The organism is Flavobacterium sp. PLA-1-15 (assembly GCF_049060005.1).
In the GTDB taxonomy this organism is placed as follows: domain Bacteria; phylum Bacteroidota; class Bacteroidia; order Flavobacteriales; family Flavobacteriaceae; genus Flavobacterium.
The window spans coordinates 17,894-35,468 of the sequence record NZ_JBMGQS010000003.1; the positions used below are offsets into that span (position 1 = coordinate 17,894).

The 17,575-nt window shown below is 38.3% G+C and carries 23 protein-coding genes; 12 read left to right on the forward strand and 11 right to left on the reverse strand.

Annotated elements, in window-relative coordinates; translation table 11 throughout:
• Positions 1–36: 36 nt before the first annotated feature.
• The 6 genes from gmk to ACI6PS_RS03335 form a co-directional block, all read right to left on the reverse strand.
• Positions 37–612: a guanylate kinase gene (gmk, locus tag ACI6PS_RS03310; protein ID WP_421011128.1), complete on the reverse strand. Its 576-nt coding sequence runs from the start codon at positions 610–612 to the stop codon at positions 37–39.
• Between the two features lie 71 nt (positions 613–683).
• Positions 684–1,544 carry a YicC/YloC family endoribonuclease gene (locus ACI6PS_RS03315; protein ID WP_421011129.1) on the reverse strand — a complete coding sequence of 287 codons (861 nt, stop codon included), beginning with the start codon at positions 1,542–1,544 and terminating at the stop codon, positions 684–686.
• A 102-nt stretch (positions 1,545–1,646) separates the two neighbouring features.
• Positions 1,647–1,853 carry a helix-turn-helix transcriptional regulator gene (locus ACI6PS_RS03320; protein WP_421011130.1) on the reverse strand — a complete coding sequence of 69 codons (207 nt, stop codon included), beginning with the start codon at positions 1,851–1,853 and terminating at the stop codon, positions 1,647–1,649.
• A complete protein-coding gene (locus ACI6PS_RS03325) occupies positions 1,854–2,270 on the reverse strand; it encodes a hypothetical protein (RefSeq protein WP_421011131.1) in 417 nt (138 codons plus the stop codon).
• Positions 2,271–2,371: 101 nt separating this feature from the next.
• Positions 2,372–3,256, reverse strand: coding sequence for a DMT family transporter (locus tag ACI6PS_RS03330; protein ID WP_421011132.1), 885 nt, complete (start codon positions 3,254–3,256; stop codon positions 2,372–2,374).
• Positions 3,256–3,606, reverse strand: a complete 351-nt coding sequence (locus tag ACI6PS_RS03335) for an arsenate reductase family protein (protein ID WP_421011133.1) — start codon at positions 3,604–3,606, stop codon at positions 3,256–3,258. Before ACI6PS_RS03335 ends, ACI6PS_RS03330 begins: the two co-directional genes overlap by 1 nt.
• A gap of 76 nt (positions 3,607–3,682) precedes the next feature.
• Between ACI6PS_RS03335 and ACI6PS_RS03340 the strand changes: the two genes are divergently transcribed.
• A complete protein-coding gene (locus ACI6PS_RS03340; protein ID WP_421011134.1) occupies positions 3,683–4,138 on the forward strand; it encodes a DinB family protein in 456 nt (151 codons plus the stop codon).
• On the opposite strand, the gene ACI6PS_RS03345 is transcribed toward ACI6PS_RS03340, so the two are convergent.
• Positions 4,131–4,874, reverse strand: a complete 744-nt coding sequence (locus ACI6PS_RS03345; protein WP_421011135.1) for a PdaC/SigV domain-containing protein — start codon at positions 4,872–4,874, stop codon at positions 4,131–4,133. The two genes, ACI6PS_RS03340 and ACI6PS_RS03345, sit on opposite strands and share 8 nt — an antisense overlap.
• A gap of 149 nt (positions 4,875–5,023) precedes the next feature.
• Between ACI6PS_RS03345 and ACI6PS_RS03350 the strand changes: the two genes are divergently transcribed.
• Positions 5,024–6,169 (forward strand): cystathionine gamma-synthase, encoded by a 1,146-nt coding sequence (locus ACI6PS_RS03350; RefSeq protein WP_421011136.1) that lies wholly within the window; start codon positions 5,024–5,026, stop codon positions 6,167–6,169.
• Positions 6,170–6,278: 109 nt separating this feature from the next.
• Positions 6,279–6,686, forward strand: coding sequence for a hypothetical protein (locus ACI6PS_RS03355; protein WP_421011137.1), 408 nt, complete (start codon positions 6,279–6,281; stop codon positions 6,684–6,686).
• A 3-nt stretch (positions 6,687–6,689) separates the two neighbouring features.
• Here ACI6PS_RS03355 and ACI6PS_RS03360 read toward each other — a convergent pair whose 3' ends face one another.
• Positions 6,690–7,157, reverse strand: a complete 468-nt coding sequence (locus ACI6PS_RS03360; protein WP_421011138.1) for a hypothetical protein — start codon at positions 7,155–7,157, stop codon at positions 6,690–6,692.
• A 161-nt stretch (positions 7,158–7,318) separates the two neighbouring features.
• Here ACI6PS_RS03360 and ACI6PS_RS03365 point away from each other — a divergent pair, with 161 nt between their 5' ends.
• The 6 genes from ACI6PS_RS03365 (at position 7,319) to ACI6PS_RS03390 (ending at position 12,369) form a co-directional block, all read left to right on the forward strand.
• A complete protein-coding gene (locus ACI6PS_RS03365) occupies positions 7,319–8,257 on the forward strand; it encodes a 2-hydroxyacid dehydrogenase (RefSeq protein WP_421011332.1) in 939 nt (312 codons plus the stop codon).
• Positions 8,258–8,290: 33 nt separating this feature from the next.
• Positions 8,291–8,854 (forward strand): Crp/Fnr family transcriptional regulator, encoded by a 564-nt coding sequence (locus ACI6PS_RS03370; protein WP_421011139.1) that lies wholly within the window; start codon positions 8,291–8,293, stop codon positions 8,852–8,854.
• Positions 8,855–8,922: 68 nt separating this feature from the next.
• A complete protein-coding gene (locus ACI6PS_RS03375; RefSeq protein ID WP_421011140.1) occupies positions 8,923–9,249 on the forward strand; it encodes a DMT family transporter in 327 nt (108 codons plus the stop codon).
• A 728-nt stretch (positions 9,250–9,977) separates the two neighbouring features.
• A complete protein-coding gene (locus tag ACI6PS_RS03380) occupies positions 9,978–11,690 on the forward strand; it encodes a DUF262 domain-containing protein (RefSeq protein WP_421011141.1) in 1,713 nt (570 codons plus the stop codon).
• A gap of 44 nt (positions 11,691–11,734) precedes the next feature.
• Positions 11,735–12,052 (forward strand): hypothetical protein, encoded by a 318-nt coding sequence (locus tag ACI6PS_RS03385; RefSeq protein ID WP_421011142.1) that lies wholly within the window; start codon positions 11,735–11,737, stop codon positions 12,050–12,052.
• A 173-nt stretch (positions 12,053–12,225) separates the two neighbouring features.
• Entirely contained in the window at positions 12,226–12,369 is a 144-nt protein-coding gene (locus ACI6PS_RS03390) for a hypothetical protein (RefSeq protein WP_421011143.1), read from the forward strand.
• Positions 12,370–12,598: 229 nt separating this feature from the next.
• Here the strand turns inward: ACI6PS_RS03390 and ACI6PS_RS03395 are convergent, their stop codons facing one another.
• Complete coding sequence (locus ACI6PS_RS03395; RefSeq protein WP_421011144.1) at positions 12,599–13,318, reverse strand: hypothetical protein; 720 nt, start codon at positions 13,316–13,318, stop codon at positions 12,599–12,601.
• A gap of 264 nt (positions 13,319–13,582) precedes the next feature.
• Here ACI6PS_RS03395 and ACI6PS_RS03400 point away from each other — a divergent pair, with 264 nt between their 5' ends.
• Positions 13,583–13,921: a TM2 domain-containing protein gene (locus ACI6PS_RS03400; protein WP_421011145.1), complete on the forward strand. Its 339-nt coding sequence runs from the start codon at positions 13,583–13,585 to the stop codon at positions 13,919–13,921.
• Positions 13,922–14,036: 115 nt separating this feature from the next.
• On the opposite strand, the gene ACI6PS_RS03405 is transcribed toward ACI6PS_RS03400, so the two are convergent.
• On the reverse strand, positions 14,037–14,471 hold the full coding sequence (locus ACI6PS_RS03405; RefSeq protein WP_421011146.1) for a very short patch repair endonuclease: 435 nt from the start codon (positions 14,469–14,471) through the stop codon (positions 14,037–14,039).
• A 218-nt stretch (positions 14,472–14,689) separates the two neighbouring features.
• On the opposite strand from ACI6PS_RS03405, the gene ACI6PS_RS03410 reads away from it, so the two are divergent.
• On the forward strand, positions 14,690–15,709 hold the full coding sequence (locus tag ACI6PS_RS03410) for a hypothetical protein (protein ID WP_421011147.1): 1,020 nt from the start codon (positions 14,690–14,692) through the stop codon (positions 15,707–15,709).
• A gap of 88 nt (positions 15,710–15,797) precedes the next feature.
• Here the strand turns inward: ACI6PS_RS03410 and ACI6PS_RS03415 are convergent, their stop codons facing one another.
• Complete coding sequence (locus ACI6PS_RS03415; RefSeq protein WP_421011148.1) at positions 15,798–16,097, reverse strand: hypothetical protein; 300 nt, start codon at positions 16,095–16,097, stop codon at positions 15,798–15,800.
• A 225-nt stretch (positions 16,098–16,322) separates the two neighbouring features.
• Here ACI6PS_RS03415 and ACI6PS_RS03420 point away from each other — a divergent pair, with 225 nt between their 5' ends.
• The gene (locus tag ACI6PS_RS03420) at positions 16,323–17,567 is read left to right on the forward strand and encodes a sensor histidine kinase (RefSeq protein ID WP_421011149.1); all 1,245 of its coding nucleotides are present in this window, start codon (positions 16,323–16,325) and stop codon (positions 17,565–17,567) included.
• Positions 17,568–17,575: the final 8 nt, after the last annotated feature.

Consider the following 17,575-nt stretch of genomic DNA (forward strand, 5'->3'; position numbering starts at 1 on the left):
TAAAATCTGTGAAATCTGTGAAATCTGTGTTTCTTATTAAATCATTTTTAGGTAATCGTAAACCAATTTATACGCATCGTTTTTCGCAATTTCCAAATCGTAGTTTTTCAAGACCACATCAAATTCTGATGATTTTGCGATTTCGATTTCGGCTTTCGCCAAACGCATGGCAATCTTTTCGTCGCTTTCGGTCTGACGGAAACGAAGTCTTCTTTCTAATTCCTCCACAGAAGGCGGACTCACGAAAATCGCCAAAGTTTCCTTCGGAAATTGCTCCTTGATTTTTAGTCCTCCGATAACATCAATGTCAAAAATAACGTGTTTGCCTTCTGCCCAGATTCTTTCGAGCTCGCTTTTTAGCGTCCCGTAGAAATTGTCCTTATATACTTCCTCATATTCCACAAAAGCATCTTCGTCAATTTTCTTCTGAAACTCCTCCATCGACAAGAAATAGTAATCTTTTCCGTGTATTTCGGCTCCTCTTTTTTCGCGCGATGTGGCCGAGATTGAAAAGTCTAAATGCAATTCTTTCTGCTCTAAAAGGTATCTTACAATCGTAGTTTTTCCTGATCCCGAAGGTGCCGAAAAAACCAATAATTTTCCGTTATTCATTATGTTTTGCTTTAAGCTCCAGGCAAAATGCCGTTAAGCTAAGTGGGTTTATTGTTTGTTTAGCCGAAGCCCTATAGAACGTTTAATACCTGCTCCTTTATTTTTTCCAATTCATCCTTCATCTGAACGACCAATTTCTGCATCTGTGCATGGTTCGATTTTGATCCCATCGTATTGATTTCACGACCCATTTCCTGCGTGATGAAACCTAGTTTTCTACCATTTGCTTCGCTTCCCGCAAGGGTTTCAATAAAATAATTCAGGTGGTTTTCAAGACGCACTTTTTCTTCGGTGATGTCGTATTTTTCAAGATAAAAAATCAATTCCTGCTCAAAACGATTTTCATCAACATTCACTTCCAATTCATCAATTGCGGTGCGTAGTCTGGTTTTTACGGTTTGGATTCTTTCGCTGTCAAGCGCCACCGTTTCGTTCATCATCGTCATGATATTGGCAATCCTGTGCAAAAATTCCTTTTCCAAGGCTACGCCCTCTGAGATTCGGAATGCCTTGATATTTTTGATGCCTTCCTCGATAACCACTTGAATTTCGCTCCAGTCGTTTTCGTCAATCTCTTCGCGCTCGGTTTTTAAAACATCGGGCATGCGAACGGCCATTTTCATCAATTCCGTTTCATCTGCTTCCGCATATACCTCTCTCAATTGGCTGATGTAGGCCTTTACAATCGGAACATTTACTTTAGTTGAAGTCTGTTCGGCAGTATTTTCCATAAAAATAGAAAAATCGATCTTGCCTCTTTCCAACACTGTTGACAACTGATTTCTCAACCCCAACTCCATCTCGCGGTACACCGAAGGCATTCTCACATTCAGGTCAAGACCCTTGCTGTTCAACGATTTTATTTCAACTGTAATTTTCTTGTTTGGGAGCTGTAAAGTCGCTTTCCCAAAGCCCGTCATCGACTGTATCATAATTTTTTTAAAAAGAGTTCAAAGATAAGGAAAAGTTTTGTGGTTGCTGTTTGAATGTTCCAAATACTCCAGCAAGGTTTACAAACCTTGCTGGAGTATTTCTTATAGAAAATCATCTTCTTCCAATTGAAATATTTCCTCAACTTTACTATTAAATACCTTTGCAATTTTCAAAGCCAAAACAGTAGAAGGGATATATTTTTGCGACTCGATAGAATTGATCGTTTGTCGTGAAACACTTACTCTATCTGCCAAATCCTGCTGTGTCAGATTTTGTTTTGCTCTTTCTACTTTTAGGGTGTTTTTCATCTAGGAGCTTCTTTTTTGCAATTTATAGAAAATGATGTACATAGAAAGCATAAATATCATCAATTCAATAGCAGTCATCTTATTGGGCGCATCCCCTATGATTATATCTGCAAAAGGCCTTAAAACTAAATAAAATACCGAAGTCATGAAGGTAAAACCTACTGCCTTCAAACGGATCTGCAACGTCATCTCATCTTCGAACTTGTCTCTGGACCAAGCAATAAAGAACAATCCCAGGATGAACAGATCGGACAAAACTACTTTATAAATCTCTCTTTGTCCTTCGGCCACTTCTATTGGCAGGAACTTTACAGTCAGAACTGTTCCTATTGTAATTAAAATCATTCCCAATCCAATCTTCTTAAAATAATTTGGAAATAATGCTACGATGCTTGTTGCTGCTTTTGATTGTTTCATGGTAAAGTAAATTAGATTTTTTGTAAACTTTGTTTTTCCTTATGACAAACTTACTTTACATTTTAATCATTTCCAAATGATAGAAGAACAATTTTTAAAATCTACTGTTTCTTTTGTTGTGTAACGAGGTAAACCCCTATAAAGATCAGCGATGCCGAAATGATTTTCACCCAACTCAAGGAATCTTTCCCCAATCCGATGGCAAAAATAGTGGCAAACAAAGGTTGCAGGTAGATAAAAACTGCTACGGTTGTCGGTTTTAATTCCTTCATCGAAAGCAGGTTCAGCAAATACGTCAGGAATGTCGAAAAGACCACTACGAAACCAATCTTCCAGCCGATGGCTTCGGGAAGGTTTGCAACATCAACAGCCTGCAATTCATTGTATCCGAATGGCAAGACCATTATAAATCCAAACAAATAAATCCATTTCACGAAAGTGAACGCACTGTATTTGTCCATCAATTTCTTGACTATAATCAGGTAGAAACCATAAGAAACTGCATTGGCAAATACCAGAAAATTCCCCAGACTTGCATTGGTAGCATTGCCAATGGATTTTCCGTAAAGAATCAAAAAGGCAGTTCCGATCAAACCCAGAACAATACCGAAAACTTTACGCTTTAGCATCCTCTCTTTCATAATTATTGAAGAAAGAATCAGTACAATAATCGGTGTGGTAACCATAATCACCGCTCCGGAAATGGGCGATGTATAGCTCAATCCCTTGAAGAACGTCAGCATATTGAACGCTACTCCAAAAAAAGCGGCGGCGATGATTAGAGGGAAATCACCCAGAATTATTTTTTCTTTTGGCATAAAAAGCCAAACAAGCCAAAATAAAAGAACGGAACCACCCACACGCAAGACGATGAATCCGTAGGCATCGATGTAGTGTGGCATAACGTCTTTTGCAATGGTAAAGGTCACGCCATAAATCAGTGAAACAATGGTCGCGGCAACGAGGGCGAGGTTTCTTTTGGACATTATTTCAAAACTTGCGTAACCGCGTGGATGTTTTGCTGGCTATTGCCGATGTATATCTTACCATCAATAATAAAAACTGGACGGCTCAAAAAGGTATAATGTTCCAGAAGATATTTCTTGAAATCGGTTTCCTGCAGGTTTTTGTCTTTCAACCCTAAAGACTTATAAAGCTGTGCCTTTTTACTGAAAAGCGCTTCGTAGCTTCCGGCAAGTTGATACATTTCATCCAATTCTTCTTCGGTAATTGGATTCTGACGGATGTCGTGAAACGCCAACTTATCAGTATTGGGAAGTGATTTTATGATTTTTCGGCAGGTGTCGCACGAAGCGAGGAAATATATTTTGTTCATTGGACTTTCATTTTTAATGGTGCAAAGAAAATTCTTTTACAATTGAAAATCGTATTTTTATCGAAAAATAAAAACAATGCAATACGCTTTTGAAGTTACCCAAACCAGTAGAAAACAATTGGCTTATTTTCTAGAAAACTACACCCTCGAACAACTCAACAAAGTACCGGAAGGATTCAGTAACAACCTTATCTGGAACATCGGACATATCATTGTAGTACAACAGTTATTGGTGTATAAATTATCCGGATTGTCAACGATGCTTTCGGAGGAAATGATTTTTAAATACCAAAAAGGAAGTCGTCCCGAAGGTTTTGTAGATCAAAAAGAAGTGGATGAATTACACCATTTGCTTACCGCAACCATCGATAAAACCATAGCCGATTTTGAATCAGATAGTTTCAAATCCTATCATTTTTTCAAGAATAATCTAGGATTTACAATTGGCACAGCCGAAGAAGCCGTGAAGTTCAACAACTACCACGAAGCGATCCACTTGGGAATGATGATGAGTATTCGGAAATTTATTTAAGCAATAAATACGGTTTTAATTCTTCATACGAAAGCAATAATTCCTTTGGACCATCAACGTACGAAGCTACTTCATAAGTATTGTAATACAGCAACAAGCCATTTTCTTGAAAGAAATAACTCATCGGCAATTCAAATCGGTCGCTTTCAAACATCAGTCCCGTTGCATTGATGTTTTGTTCGGTTGGAATTTTATATTTCGCTCTGAATTTGGTTTCGGCGAAAGCCTTAAATTTATTCAAATCCCTAAAAAGATATTCGTTCGGAATGTTTTTTCCTGTTTTTGGATCAAAGATTAGCGAACGAATGCCACTATAACCGTGAGCGCCGCCCGTAAACATATAATTCTCCATTCGGATGTTAAGGATGCTATCGGTGTGATACGTAACTTTCGCATCAATCTTGGCTTCCCATCCAAAAATTTCCTTTGGGTTTTTGGTCTTCATTTCATCATACGAACCAATGAAAGAATCCAAAAGACCTTGATAATCCTTTGAAGTATATGGTTTTTCTCCAAAATAAATAATTTCTTTTACCACAGCAAATACTTTCTTATTGATGCTGTCGGCTACAATCGGCACATTCTCAGCCACAGGAACCGTCACGGTCACTTCGGGACAATTTTCTTTACAAGGCAAGGTCGATTTCTTTTCGAAACGTTCTTCCTTAAAGGTCAGTTCGTTTTTGCAACTTGTAAATAATAAGGCGAGGATAGCGAGTGTAAAAAACTTTTTCATAGTGGCAAATGTTAAATAATAACAAAGGTATCGTATTCGAAATTGGCTTACACAAAATTAAACGGTAAATTTGTTGGATTATTTACAAAATTGATTAAAAACGATATGAAATTACCACAAGTAATTCATTCGATAAATAAATTCAGAATATGAAATTTAATACAAAAGTGATACACGGTGGTCAGCACCATGACCCAAGTACAGGAGCCGTAATGCCTCCGGTTTATCAAACTTCAACATTCGTACAAACAAGTCCAGGAAAACCTTTGAACGAGGAGTATGAATACAGCCGTGCGGCAAATCCAACACGTTCTGCTTTGGAAAATGCATTGGCAAGTATCGAAAACGGAACACGTGGTTTGGCTTTTTCATCTGGATTGGCGGCTACGGATTGCGTTTTACGTTCGTTTAAGGCAGGCGACGAAATCATTGCAATGGATGATTTATATGGTGGAACCTACAGAATGTTCACCCGTATATATGGAAACTCAGGCATCAAGTTTCACTTTGTGGACATGAATGATTTGGAGAAATTCCAATCCCTGATCAACGAAAATACCAAACTGGTTTGGGTAGAAACACCAACCAACCCGTTGATGAAATTGGCCGATATCGAAGCCATTGCCAAAATCACTAAGAAACACAACCTGCTTTTTGCGGTTGACAATACGTTTGCAACACCTTACCTTCAAAAACCTTTGGATTTAGGAGCTGATATCGTGATGCACTCGGCTACAAAATATTTAGGAGGCCACTCAGATGTTATCGCCGGAGCTTTGATTGTGAAGGATGAAAAACTAGGCGAGCAATTGCATTTCCAGCAATTTGCAACAGGAGCAACCTTAGGGCCAATGGACAGTTTCTTGGTTTTGAGAGGAATCAAAACACTTCACTTGAGAGTGCAAAGACATTGCGAAAACGGAGAAAAAGTAGCGGCATTCTTGGAAAACCATCCAAAAATCAAGACCGTTTTTTATCCAGGTTTGAAAAGCCATCCTTTTCACGAATTGGCTAAGAAACAGATGAAAGCTTTTGGCGGAATGGTTTCCTTCACATTTGCTTCGGGCAAAAAAGAAGATGCCGTTTCGTTCTTGGAAAAATTAGGCGTTTTCACGCTTGCAGAATCATTGGGTGGTGTAGAATCATTGGCGAATCATCCGGCTTTGATGACACATGCTTCTATTCCAGAGGATAAAAGAAAAGAAATCGGGATTTCTGACGACTTGGTTCGTTTGAGTGTTGGCGTTGAAGACATCGACGATTTGCTTGCCGACTTGCAACAGGCGTTAATCTAAAAAACACTTCCATCATATAAAAAGGAGCACAGGATTCATAACCCTGCGCTCCTTTTGTTTTTTTAATTATTTTTGCGGAGGCATTAATCACATCTTAAACCTTACCGTTTTGAAAAATTTCATTCTTTTTATACTATTATCCGTTCTGTTTTCTTCAAATGGAATGGCACAATCCGAAAACAAGGAAATCATCATTGGCTGTTGGGAAGTGCGCCAAGTTATCTTTACAAAAAAATTCAAAGGCCCTGAAGACGCTGCAATGGAAGCCATGGGCGCTACCGTTTGTTTCGACAAGCAAGGCAAATTTTTAAACAAAAATGGCGAAACCACAATAAAAGGGAGCTATAGCCTTTCTGAAAACGGAAGAACGATTTATCAAAATTCAGATGATGAATCGGCTTCTGAAATCGGTGTGAAAAACGAAGATGTCCCAGGAGAAATTATCATGCTGAGCCAAACCGAACTGCAAGTGGAGGCCGAAGGACTGATACTTTACTTCCGCAGAAGCGAGCAATAGTTCTTAATCGAGCGAAGCACTTACTTCTATACCAAAACCTAATATATTCGGAAGATATTCGCCCTGAAATTGGTGGCTCACACTCACTTTGTATTTACCTACAGGAAGTGATTCGCTTTCAAAAACGGTATCATACAAGTCGCAGATATCGCCTGCACAATCACCTTTGTCTTTTCCATTTTCATCAATAATTTGAAGGTCTATTTTTTTGGTAGTAATGGTCTTGTCTGGATTTAGAATAGTTATCGTCAACGGAACTGTTGGAAATTGATAACCGTAGATGTGCGCAAAATGCAGGTACATATTGTATTGGGTGGCCCCTTGCACAATTTCAAATTCATACGTCCTAACGTCGGTTTTTTGCCAGCGGTTTTCTTTAAAATTCTTTTCAAATTTCCTGTACACTTGGTTTTGCTCACACGAAGAAAGCACTACAAGCATTAAAACCGCCATTACTCTGATTATTTTCATATTGATGATTGGTCTTAGGGATTAGTTGGTCTAAGACAATTTATAAACGATGTGCCCTATATAATATTTCATTTGAATGTAAAAATTACACTTAGTGTAATCTCACTGTAAAAAAATGTATTTTTACGTTCCTTTAATGCTACTAGAAAATCTACAATATGATGCGAATCCTCCACATCGACGGCAATCATCCGCTACTGAAAAACCAACTCGAAGAAGCGGGTCATCTCAACGAAGACGATTTTACCTCAACCAAGGAAGAAGTGGAAGCCAAAATCCACAACTACGACGGAATTGTCATCCGAAGCCGATTTAAGATCGACAGGCAATTTTTAGACAAGGCAACTAACTTAAAGTTCATTGCACGCGTTGGCGCAGGATTGGAAAGCATCGATTGTGATTATGCCACTGCAAAAGGCGTGCATCTTATTGCCGCTCCAGAAGGCAACCGGAATGCCGTAGCCGAACACGCTCTCGGAATGCTTCTGTCCCTTTTCAACAACCTCAACAAGGCCAATGCCGAAGTAAAATCGGGGAAATGGTCGCGCGAAAGCAACCGTGGTCATGAATTGGATGGAAAAACAGTGGGCATCATCGGGTATGGAAATATGGGAAAGGCTTTCGCCAAAAAACTGCGCGGTTTTGAAGTGGAGGTTTTATGCTACGACATCAAGGAAAATGTAGGCGACGAGAATGCGCGTCAGGTTTCGTTGCAGGAATTGCAACAACATGCCGATGTGCTCAGCCTTCATATTCCGTGGACACCCGAAACCGATAGAATGATCAACACCCCTTTTATCGAATCGTTTGCAAAGGCCTTCTGGCTCATCAATACCGCAAGGGGAAAAAGCGTCGTGACCGACGATCTGGTTTCGGCACTAACGCTCGGCAAGATTCTCGGCGCCGGACTCGACGTACTGGAATACGAAAAATTATCCTTCGAGCATCTGTTTACCGATGGCGAAATGCCGTCGGCTTTTCAATACCTTATCGAGGCCGATAATGTAATCCTGAGTCCGCATATTGCGGGATGGACGTTTGAAAGCCATGCAAAATTGGCGCAGGTAATTGTCGATAAGATTTTGGAAATCAAAAAATAGCAACCACTTCCCTTTCAACTTAAAAGAAAATACATGACCATCGATCAGATTCTTGACCGCATCTATCTTTTGCCCGAAACCTCAAAGGCAAAACTCATCGGTTGCATTACAGAAGTGCGTCATCCGAAAGGGCATATTCTTCTAAAAGCTGAAAAAACCGAGAGCAACCTCTACTTTATCAAGAAAGGGATTGCACGTGCGTGTGCCTACAGGCCCGAAAACGAAATTACGTTCTGGTTTGGCAAGGAAGGCGACGCCGTACTCTCAATGAAGAGCTATGTAGAGAATCAGAAAGGTTATGAGGACATCGAGCTTTTGGAAGATTGCGAGCTGTATGAGCTCAACATCAAGCGCCTGCAGCAACTTTTTGAGGAAGACCTCCCTATAGCCAACTGGGGCAGGAAGTTTGCCGAAAAGGAACTCATCAAGACGGAAGAACGCCTTATTTCCCGACAGTTCAAAACCGCTACCGAGCGCTATACCGAACTGCTGCAGGAAAACCCCGACCTCATCCAGCGGGTACAGCTGGGACATATTGCTTCGTATCTGGGCATTACACAGGTGAGCCTGAGCCGTATACGGGCCGAAATAAAATAATCGTTTTTTATCATTTGTTAAATCCCGTGTTGAAGTTAATGTGCAACTTTGCCAAAAACTTGAAGAACATGAGCTGGATTATCTTAGTCATTGCAGGATTATTTGAAGTAGCTTTTGCTACTTGCCTTGGAAAAGCCAAGGAAACTACAGGAACCGAAATGTATATGTGGTACGGAGGCTTCCTGATTACCCTAACCATCAGCATGGGGCTTTTGATGAAAGCCACCCAAACACTGCCCATCGGGACGGCCTATGCGGTTTGGACAGGTATTGGCGCCGTAGGAACCGTATTGGTAGGCATCTTTGTCTTTAAAGACCCGGCCAACTTCTGGAGGTTGTTCTTTATCACTACCCTTATCGGATCGATCATTGGTTTGAAGGCGGTTTCGCATTAAGCCCTATCGTTTATCGCAACCGGAATACCAAATCCGTTTGTTTGCAATACAAAAGCCCCTATTGGTAGGGGCTTTTGCTTTTAATATGCTGTTGTGATGTAAGTATTATTTGTGGTTGTCGGAGCGATTTCAAAAGTTGTCGGAGGGTTTTCAAAGATTGTCGAGGGTTTTCAAAGGTTGTCGGAGCAATTTCAAAAGTTGTCGGAGCGTTTTCAAAGGTTGTCGGAACGTTTTCAAAGGTTGTCGGAGAGTTTTCAAAGGTTGTCGGAGGTTTTCAAAGATTGTCGGAGCGATTTCAAAAGTGGTCTGGGGAAGTTCTGAAATGGCGGGAGGAGTGTGTTGTACTTTTCATCATCTTGTCATCCCGACGAAGGAGGGATCTCCGTTTCTGCATCTATAGTTATTGCATTTCTCGATTGTATTAGTTTGTGGAGTTTCTTGTGGAGGTTCCTCCTTCGTCGGAATGACAAGTTTGGGGAATCGGGTTGCTTTTTAACCACCCCATCCTTCGGCCACCTCCCGCTAAAAGGCGGGACAGGCTCTCCAAAGGAGGGGAATTTGAGCTGCTTGTGTTTTGGTTTTGGGAAATTATTTTTGGATTTTGTGGAAAACCGTAGTTTTTGTTGGGAGATTTTGGTTATTATTGTGGGAATTTTACAGCTTAAATCTTAGCTTTGATTAAATAGGGATGTAAGGTGGCTAAAATTAATTAAACAACTCTAATAAATATGGACGCAGGTAAACGAACAATTAACGACATTTTTAATGGAAATAGAATTTTAGAAATTCCATTTTTTCAAAGATCTTATGTTTGGGGAGATGATCAATGGGAAAGACTTTTAGAGGATATGGAAAATGTAAGTCTCTCTAACAAACCATATTTTTTAGGTTCAGTTATTTTAAAACAACAACCTACAAATACAGCAAATCAAGTTGGCGATATCCGTACTTTAATTGATGGACAACAACGTTTGACAACATTAAATATTTTCTTCAAAGTTTTGTGCTTAAAGACAAATCAAAATTCAACTTTTGAGAGAATTTTTAAACTTATCAGTAATGATATTGCTTTAAAGCATAATCATAATGACATTGAAGCGTTTGAAATTATTTTGAACTTAACAGATGAGAAAGATTTAGTTGGAGAAGACAACATAACTAAAGCATATACTTATTTTAAAAAGAATGTTGACCCGACAAAACTCAATTTTCAAAACATTCTTTCTAAAATTTTATTTGTTGGAATCGACCTTGACGAAAATGAAGACGAACAGCAAATTTTTGACACCATAAATTCATTAGGTGTAAAATTGACAACTGCGGAATTGTTGAAAAACTACTTTTTTAATAGAACAGAAATTAATTCATACAACGTTTATTGGAAAAACGTTTTTGAAAAAGATGATGACACAAAAAATTATTGGGACAGAGAAATTACAACAGGTCGTTTAAAAAGAACATTTATTGATTTGTTTTTCTACTCATATTTACAAATCAAAATTCAAGAAAACACTTTTTCTGTAAAAACAGACGACAAAATTGAGTTTTCAAAAGTTGAACAACTTTTTGAATCTTATAAAAAGTTCATAAAGGAATATTTAAACAACGACAAAAACGCAATTCTTGCAGAACTCAAAGAATACGCTTTAATATTCCAAGAAAATTTTGATTTTGACATCATCGAAAACGAATTAACCGACCAACACGGAGTTGAAAGGATTAACGCAATTATTTTCGGTCTTGAAACATCAACGCTAATTCCGTATGTTCTTTATGTTCTTAAAAATGTTCCAGACGTTCATACTAAAAACGAACTATTTGAGTTTTTAGAAAGCTACATAATGCGTAGAATGGTTGTTCACGCAAACACAAAAAATTACAACCAATTGTTTACCGACAGATTAATTTCACATCAAATTTTATCTAAACAAGAATTTACAGACTTTTTAGAAACTCAATCTGACAAAATCAACTTTCTGCCAACAGATGATGAATTAGAAAATGGTTTTCATTCAGAAATTTTAATAAACAAACAATCGGCAGGAATTTTATATTTGATTGAATCAAAAATTAGAAACAGAAGTTTACAATCAACACAAGTATTAGGAATAAACAAATACAGTTTGGAACATCTAATGCCGAAAAAATGGGAAAATCATTGGGGGAAATTATCAAATCAAGAAGACAGAATTAAGCGAAACAGAAAACTCTTGACACTTGGAAATTTAACAATTATTACTCAATCATTGAACGCAACAATTAGAGATTCAAGTTGGGCAACAAAGAAAAAAGGTAAAGCTGATAAAAAAGGTTTACTGCAATATTCTGGGGGACTTGAAACAATTTCTAAATATTTGCAACTCCAAGAATGGAACGAGGAGACAATAGAAGAAAGGGCAAACGATTTATATGAACAAGCAAAAAAAGTATGGAAAATATAGTAATCACTAATAATTTAGCAAATAAACTTTAGTTCAATATTCAAATGACAATAGCAAACTTAGATAATGTAATACAAATTTGTAACGAGGGTTTATTACAATTCAATAATGGATTTGTGAGGTCGTTTCTATATAAAAAGAAATGGTATCCTTTAAGAGCAATTATAAATAAAGTCAAAGAAGAAATAAATGAAAATGAAGTGACAACTGATCGTGCCTTGGTAGAATTAGCATACTTACTTCCTTACATAAATATTCAAGACAAGGAGTTTAACAATAATTTTCCGCTTGACATTAACGAAGACGAACGTTTTCAAGAAATAACATTTTTAGCTGACTTAATATCGAATCTTTCATCTTAATAGAATCTTTTATCGGCGAGAATCCCTTCGCGTGGACACAATCAAAGAACAAAACTGCAAGTCTAAAAACCTTGCAGTTTTTTTATTTCAAAACACTACCCAAGCTTTCTATTTAAAACACTTAAACATTAGAAGGTATTTTAGATTATCCTTTTGCAACTTTAAATTAAGCGTTGGCAACTTTAGATTATCCTTTGGCAACTTATGATTATCCCTTGGCAACTTTTGATTACTCTTTGGCAACTTTTGATTACCCTTTGGCAACTTTTGATTGTCCTTTGGCAACTTTTGATTGTCCTTTGGCAACTTTTGATTAAGCATTGGCAACTTTTGATTATCCTTTGGCAACTTTTGATTAAGCGTTGGCAACCTTAGATTATCCCTTGGCAACTTTTGATTACACGTTGGCAACTTTTGATTACACGTTGGCAACTTTCGATTACCCTTTGGCAACTTTTGATTAAGCGTTGGCAACTTTAAAAAACCACAAAAAAAACCGACACTTTTCAGTGCCGGTTATATAACCTGATGTAGCCTTTACATCTTTTACCTATCCTTAAACCTAAGCTTTACCAGCTTTTTATAAAATGGCAAACCCGCTTCAAAAGATTTCAAATATTTTTTCACCGTACGCATCTGTTCAATAGTATTATCCGCACCGTCATACAAAATTTCATCACGCTCTTTTCTGCCCAAGAACAATTTTACCGAAAGTCCCGAAACTTTACTGTTTGCTTTCATGATATCATTGTAATACGCATTTAAAGCAGCGGGTTGAACATCCGTTTCATTAGGTTTAAACTTCGACACTGCCTCAGCATATTTTATCATCTTATCAAAAGTATCCGCCTTGCTGTCAAAACTCACTTGCGCCACAGAAATAGTTTCCGTTTCCTCCTCCTCTGGTTTGTCCTTCTTGATTTTTCCAATACGCTGCCCTCTAAGCTTCTTGACAAGTGACATCATCTCGTCGTCAAATTCTTTACCCAGATTAAACGCCAAAAAAGCGTTGAGCAGGCGTGTTGCCTTCTTGTTCATCATTGCATAAAGCACTGCACGCTCTGAAATGGCCACCTTAAATTCAGGACCAATTTCCTTAAACTTCGTATAATTTAGCTGTAGTCTATTGTTAGTATCAAGCAATTTCACTAACGTAATACTTTCATTGCCGGGATTAAAGAGGTCATCCATCCCTTTTAATAAATCAATTCCTAGTCCGTAATTAACCACATTCTTTGCATGGCCTACTTCTGATTTTGAACCCATTTTTCCTTCTTCTTTTTTAAATAATTAAACTTTTCTCTTTCTCTATATTATTCTCAGAAGGGGGTATCACCGAGATGGGCTCGGCATCTGTACCACGTTGGGCATGGTAATATGTAGTAAAGCTAAGAAAAAAAGTAATATATTTTTAAGCATTTTTCATTTTTATTGCGGATTTGATGGAATGTTGTGTGTTTGAAAATTTAAATCTCTGGCTTTGCTATTTTTTATTATTTTTATGGCGCATTAATCAAAAACACAAAAAACATGGAAGAGAATAACAATTCAAGACAAGAAAGCTGGAACCAACCGACGTATGATCAGCGTCCGGAATACATGCAGGACAACAAGAAAGTCCTGGCCGGACTGATGGCATTGTTTTTTGGATATCTGGGTATCCATAAATTTGTTTTGGGCTACACGAATGAAGGAGTTATTCTTCTGGTTTTATCGCTTATTGGCTTTGCCTTGTCGTGTGTGCTTGTTGGGATCTTTATCCTGATCCCTATTAGTATTCTTACTTTTATAGAGGGCATCATTTACCTGACCAAAAGCGACCGCGATTTTTATGAAATGTATCAGAAAAATAAGAAGCCTTGGTTTTAATTTTTAATTTTAGATTTGAGACTTTAGATTTCAGATGATTGGGTCAATTTAAAGACTAGATATAGAGGAGCTTCGGCTCCTTTTTTTGTGCTGGCTTTTGCTTGGTGTTTGTTGGTTATTCTTTATAATAGATTTTTTGGTGTGCGTTTTCTATTTCCTTTTCGATGCTTCGGATGATGGAAAAGAGTTTTGTCTTGACATCATTGCTCCAAAACCTCAGAACGACCCAGCCTCTGGATGTAAGATAGTCGTTGACTTCGTGATCTCGGGAAATGTTGCGGTTGATTTTCTTTTCCCAGAATGCAGCGTTATTGACGGGGCGTTTTCTCGTTTCCCAATCCTTGCCGTGAAAGAATTCCGAATCGACAAAGATGGCAATCTTGTATTTCTTAAAAACCAAATCGGGTGTGCCAAAAACAGTCTTGCAATGTTTTCGGTAGCGGTGGCCTCTGCGCCATAGGGCTTTTGCAAGGCGCACTTCGGCCTTGGTATTTTTGCTTTTGATGCGCGCCATAATCTGGCTCCGCTTCTCGGGGGTAAAGACGTCCATTGTTTCGCATTTGGGGTTGCGGGGGTATGGTAAAGATATAGGATTTTATCATTTAGAGATTACATCAAAATATAATATTGTTATACTATACGTTGATAGTTAGGTGTTTTCAATAACGATATCCAACTCTCAATCTTATAATTTTTCCCAAAAATACCATAAGAAAAACACTTGCTGCAACTCTAATTTTGAAATAAAAATTATAAAAAAGAATTGCTATGAAAAATTTTAAACTCTCTATGCTGGCCCTTATCGGATGTTTGGGTATTGCATCCTGCTCTTCGGACGACGAAGGCGCAAACACGGGCGAAGTAAGCTCGGATCTTGTCGGTACATTTGAATTGACTGCAATGAATGTTCCTTTTGAACAAGATTATGACAACGACGGCGACAGCAATACCAACCTGGTTTTGGAAGGAAGCTGCTACAACGATTCTTGGATCAGTTTCCACAGTGACGGTACGTATAACGAAGGCTACAGCTCAAGCATTTTGGGTGCGGGTGGTTTGAATCTGGATTGTAATGTAGAAACTTCATCGGGTACGTATACCAGAAACGGAAATACGGTTACCACAACAAGAACTTCAGGCGGCGCATCTGTAAATACTGAATTTACATATGATGCTACAAGCAAAACCCTGACTAGAACAGACAGCAACGGATCATACGTTGGTTGGAACACTGTGACTTCACTTTGGGCAAACCTAACAGGAACGCTTCAGCTGACTTTTACAAAATATACAGACAATGACAACGACAATGGTGCAAACGACAACGATGATGACAACATCAATGTAAATGCTGCTTTGTTGGGCGAGTTCAACCTGACTTCTTACATAGTAGCTATGGCGCAGGATCTTGACAACGACGGCGACAGCTCATTGGATTTGATGAGCGAAACCAACTGTTATGTAAACAGTGATATCACTTTTAAAAGCGACGGAACCTATGAAGAGCATTCTTCTACAAGCGCTTTAGGAGCCTTAGGATTGTCATTGGATTGCGATTCTGAAACAACAACTGGAACTTGGACCAGAAATGGAGAAACTGTTACCACTACCCGAACTTCTGGCGGTGTGAATGTTACAACTGAATATATGTTTGATGCCGAAACACACAAACTATCCCGTACCGAAGAAAACGGACAATACCCTAGTTTTAATATTGTAGGCTCATTGTTTACAATGCTTACGGGAAATATTGATCTTACCTATACCAAAGAAACCTCTTCAAACTAACACAGGTACGACTTTGTTTTTGATGAAAAAAGCCTGCTGGAAATATTTTCAGCAGGCTTTTTGGTTGTGTTGAAGGACAAAGGTATTTTTACATCTCTTGGTCTTTTCCTTTTTCGAAGAAATTGACATAGAAAAAGTCGTTCGGGTCGATACCAAGATCTACAAAACTGTTTTGGAGCACGTTAATCTTTTCCTCGGTGATGCTTTCGGACAATTTCAAGAACTCAATAAAATGAGGCAGGTGTTCGAATTTAAAACTCAAACTCGTATTCAGCGAATAGGGCGTGATTTTAAAATCATACGGTTTTCCTGTTCCGGGCGTCGTATCGGGCAACTGATGGAAGCCTTCCTTTACCAATGCGTTAAATATGGGATTGAAGTCGTGCATAATTTAATAATTATTTATTGCTACTGCTTATTGGTTCACTTTTATAAAAATACTTTAACCTTTACTGCCACCTCTTATACTATCCTTTTAAAAGCTTACAGTATTTCACAGTTAGTAAGATATCAATCTATTATTATAAAATTACCATGTGAAACTAAATTTTGGCAATAATCATTAATATTCTGTTTTTTAATTATTTAACTTTGAATTACAAAAACAAATTAGATGGATAGCACCGGAGACATGCTGATGGATACTACTGATGAAAGCAGAACGCATGAAAATGAACTAGATAATGATAAGAGTCAGCGTTTATTTTCAAATCCTACAGAAGAAAAACCCACCCAAAAAATCTTAACCGTTGAAGACAGCGAAGACCGCTATCACAAGATGATTGACGAGGTGCAAGACTATGCCATCCTTTTGATGGACAAGGACGGCTACATCCAAAACTGGAACAAGGGCGCTCAAAATATAAAAGGCTATCGTGAAGAAGAAATCATAGGCAAGAACTTCCGTGTTTTTTACCTAAAGGAAGATCAGGAATCAAAATTGCCCGAAAAACTTATCGAACAGGCTACACGTACAGGAAAAGCAAATCACGAAGGCTGGCGCGTGCGTAAAGACGGTACTACTTTTTGGGGTAATATCGTGATTACGGCACTGCATGATAAAGAACACAACATTATTGGCTTTTCAAAAGTTACGCGCGACCTGACCGAGCGTAAAATAGCCGACGATCAATTGCGTTACTATGCCCAAAGTATCGAATCGCAAAACCAGCAATTGGAACAATTTGCCTACATCGCTTCTCATGACCTACAGGAACCACTCAGAAAAATACGTGTATTTGCAAGTATTCTTGAGGACAACATTGACAATATAACAGTCGTTAAAAACAATATCGACAAAATCAATATTGCCGCGACACGAATGTCGGCACTGATCACAGACATCTTGAAATATTCGCAACTTTCGCAACTCGACATGCATTTTCAAGAAACAGACCTCAACGAAACATTAAACAGCGTAAAAAATGATTTCGACCTGATCATGGAACAGAAAGGAGTTGTGATTGAAAATTCAGCCCTGCCTGTTATAAAAGGAATTCCAATGCAATTGCACCAGCTTTTTGCCAACCTTATCAGCAACGCCATTAAGTTCAGCACGGTAGAACCATCGATCAAGATTGATTATGAAATCATCGATGGTGATGCTATCCATCAATATCCCGATTTGCCATTGAAGAACAGCTATCATAAAATCAGTTTTAAGGACAACGGAATTGGTTTTGAGCAGCAATTTGCAGATCAGGCGTTTAAATTGTTCCACAGGCTACACGAAAAAACTTCGGGAACTGGTATCGGGCTTGCCTTATGCAAGAAAGTAGTCGAGAATCACAACGGATACATCAGCGTGTACAGCAAACCCGGAGAAGGCACTAACTTTACGATATTTTTTCCTGTTTAAATTTCTTT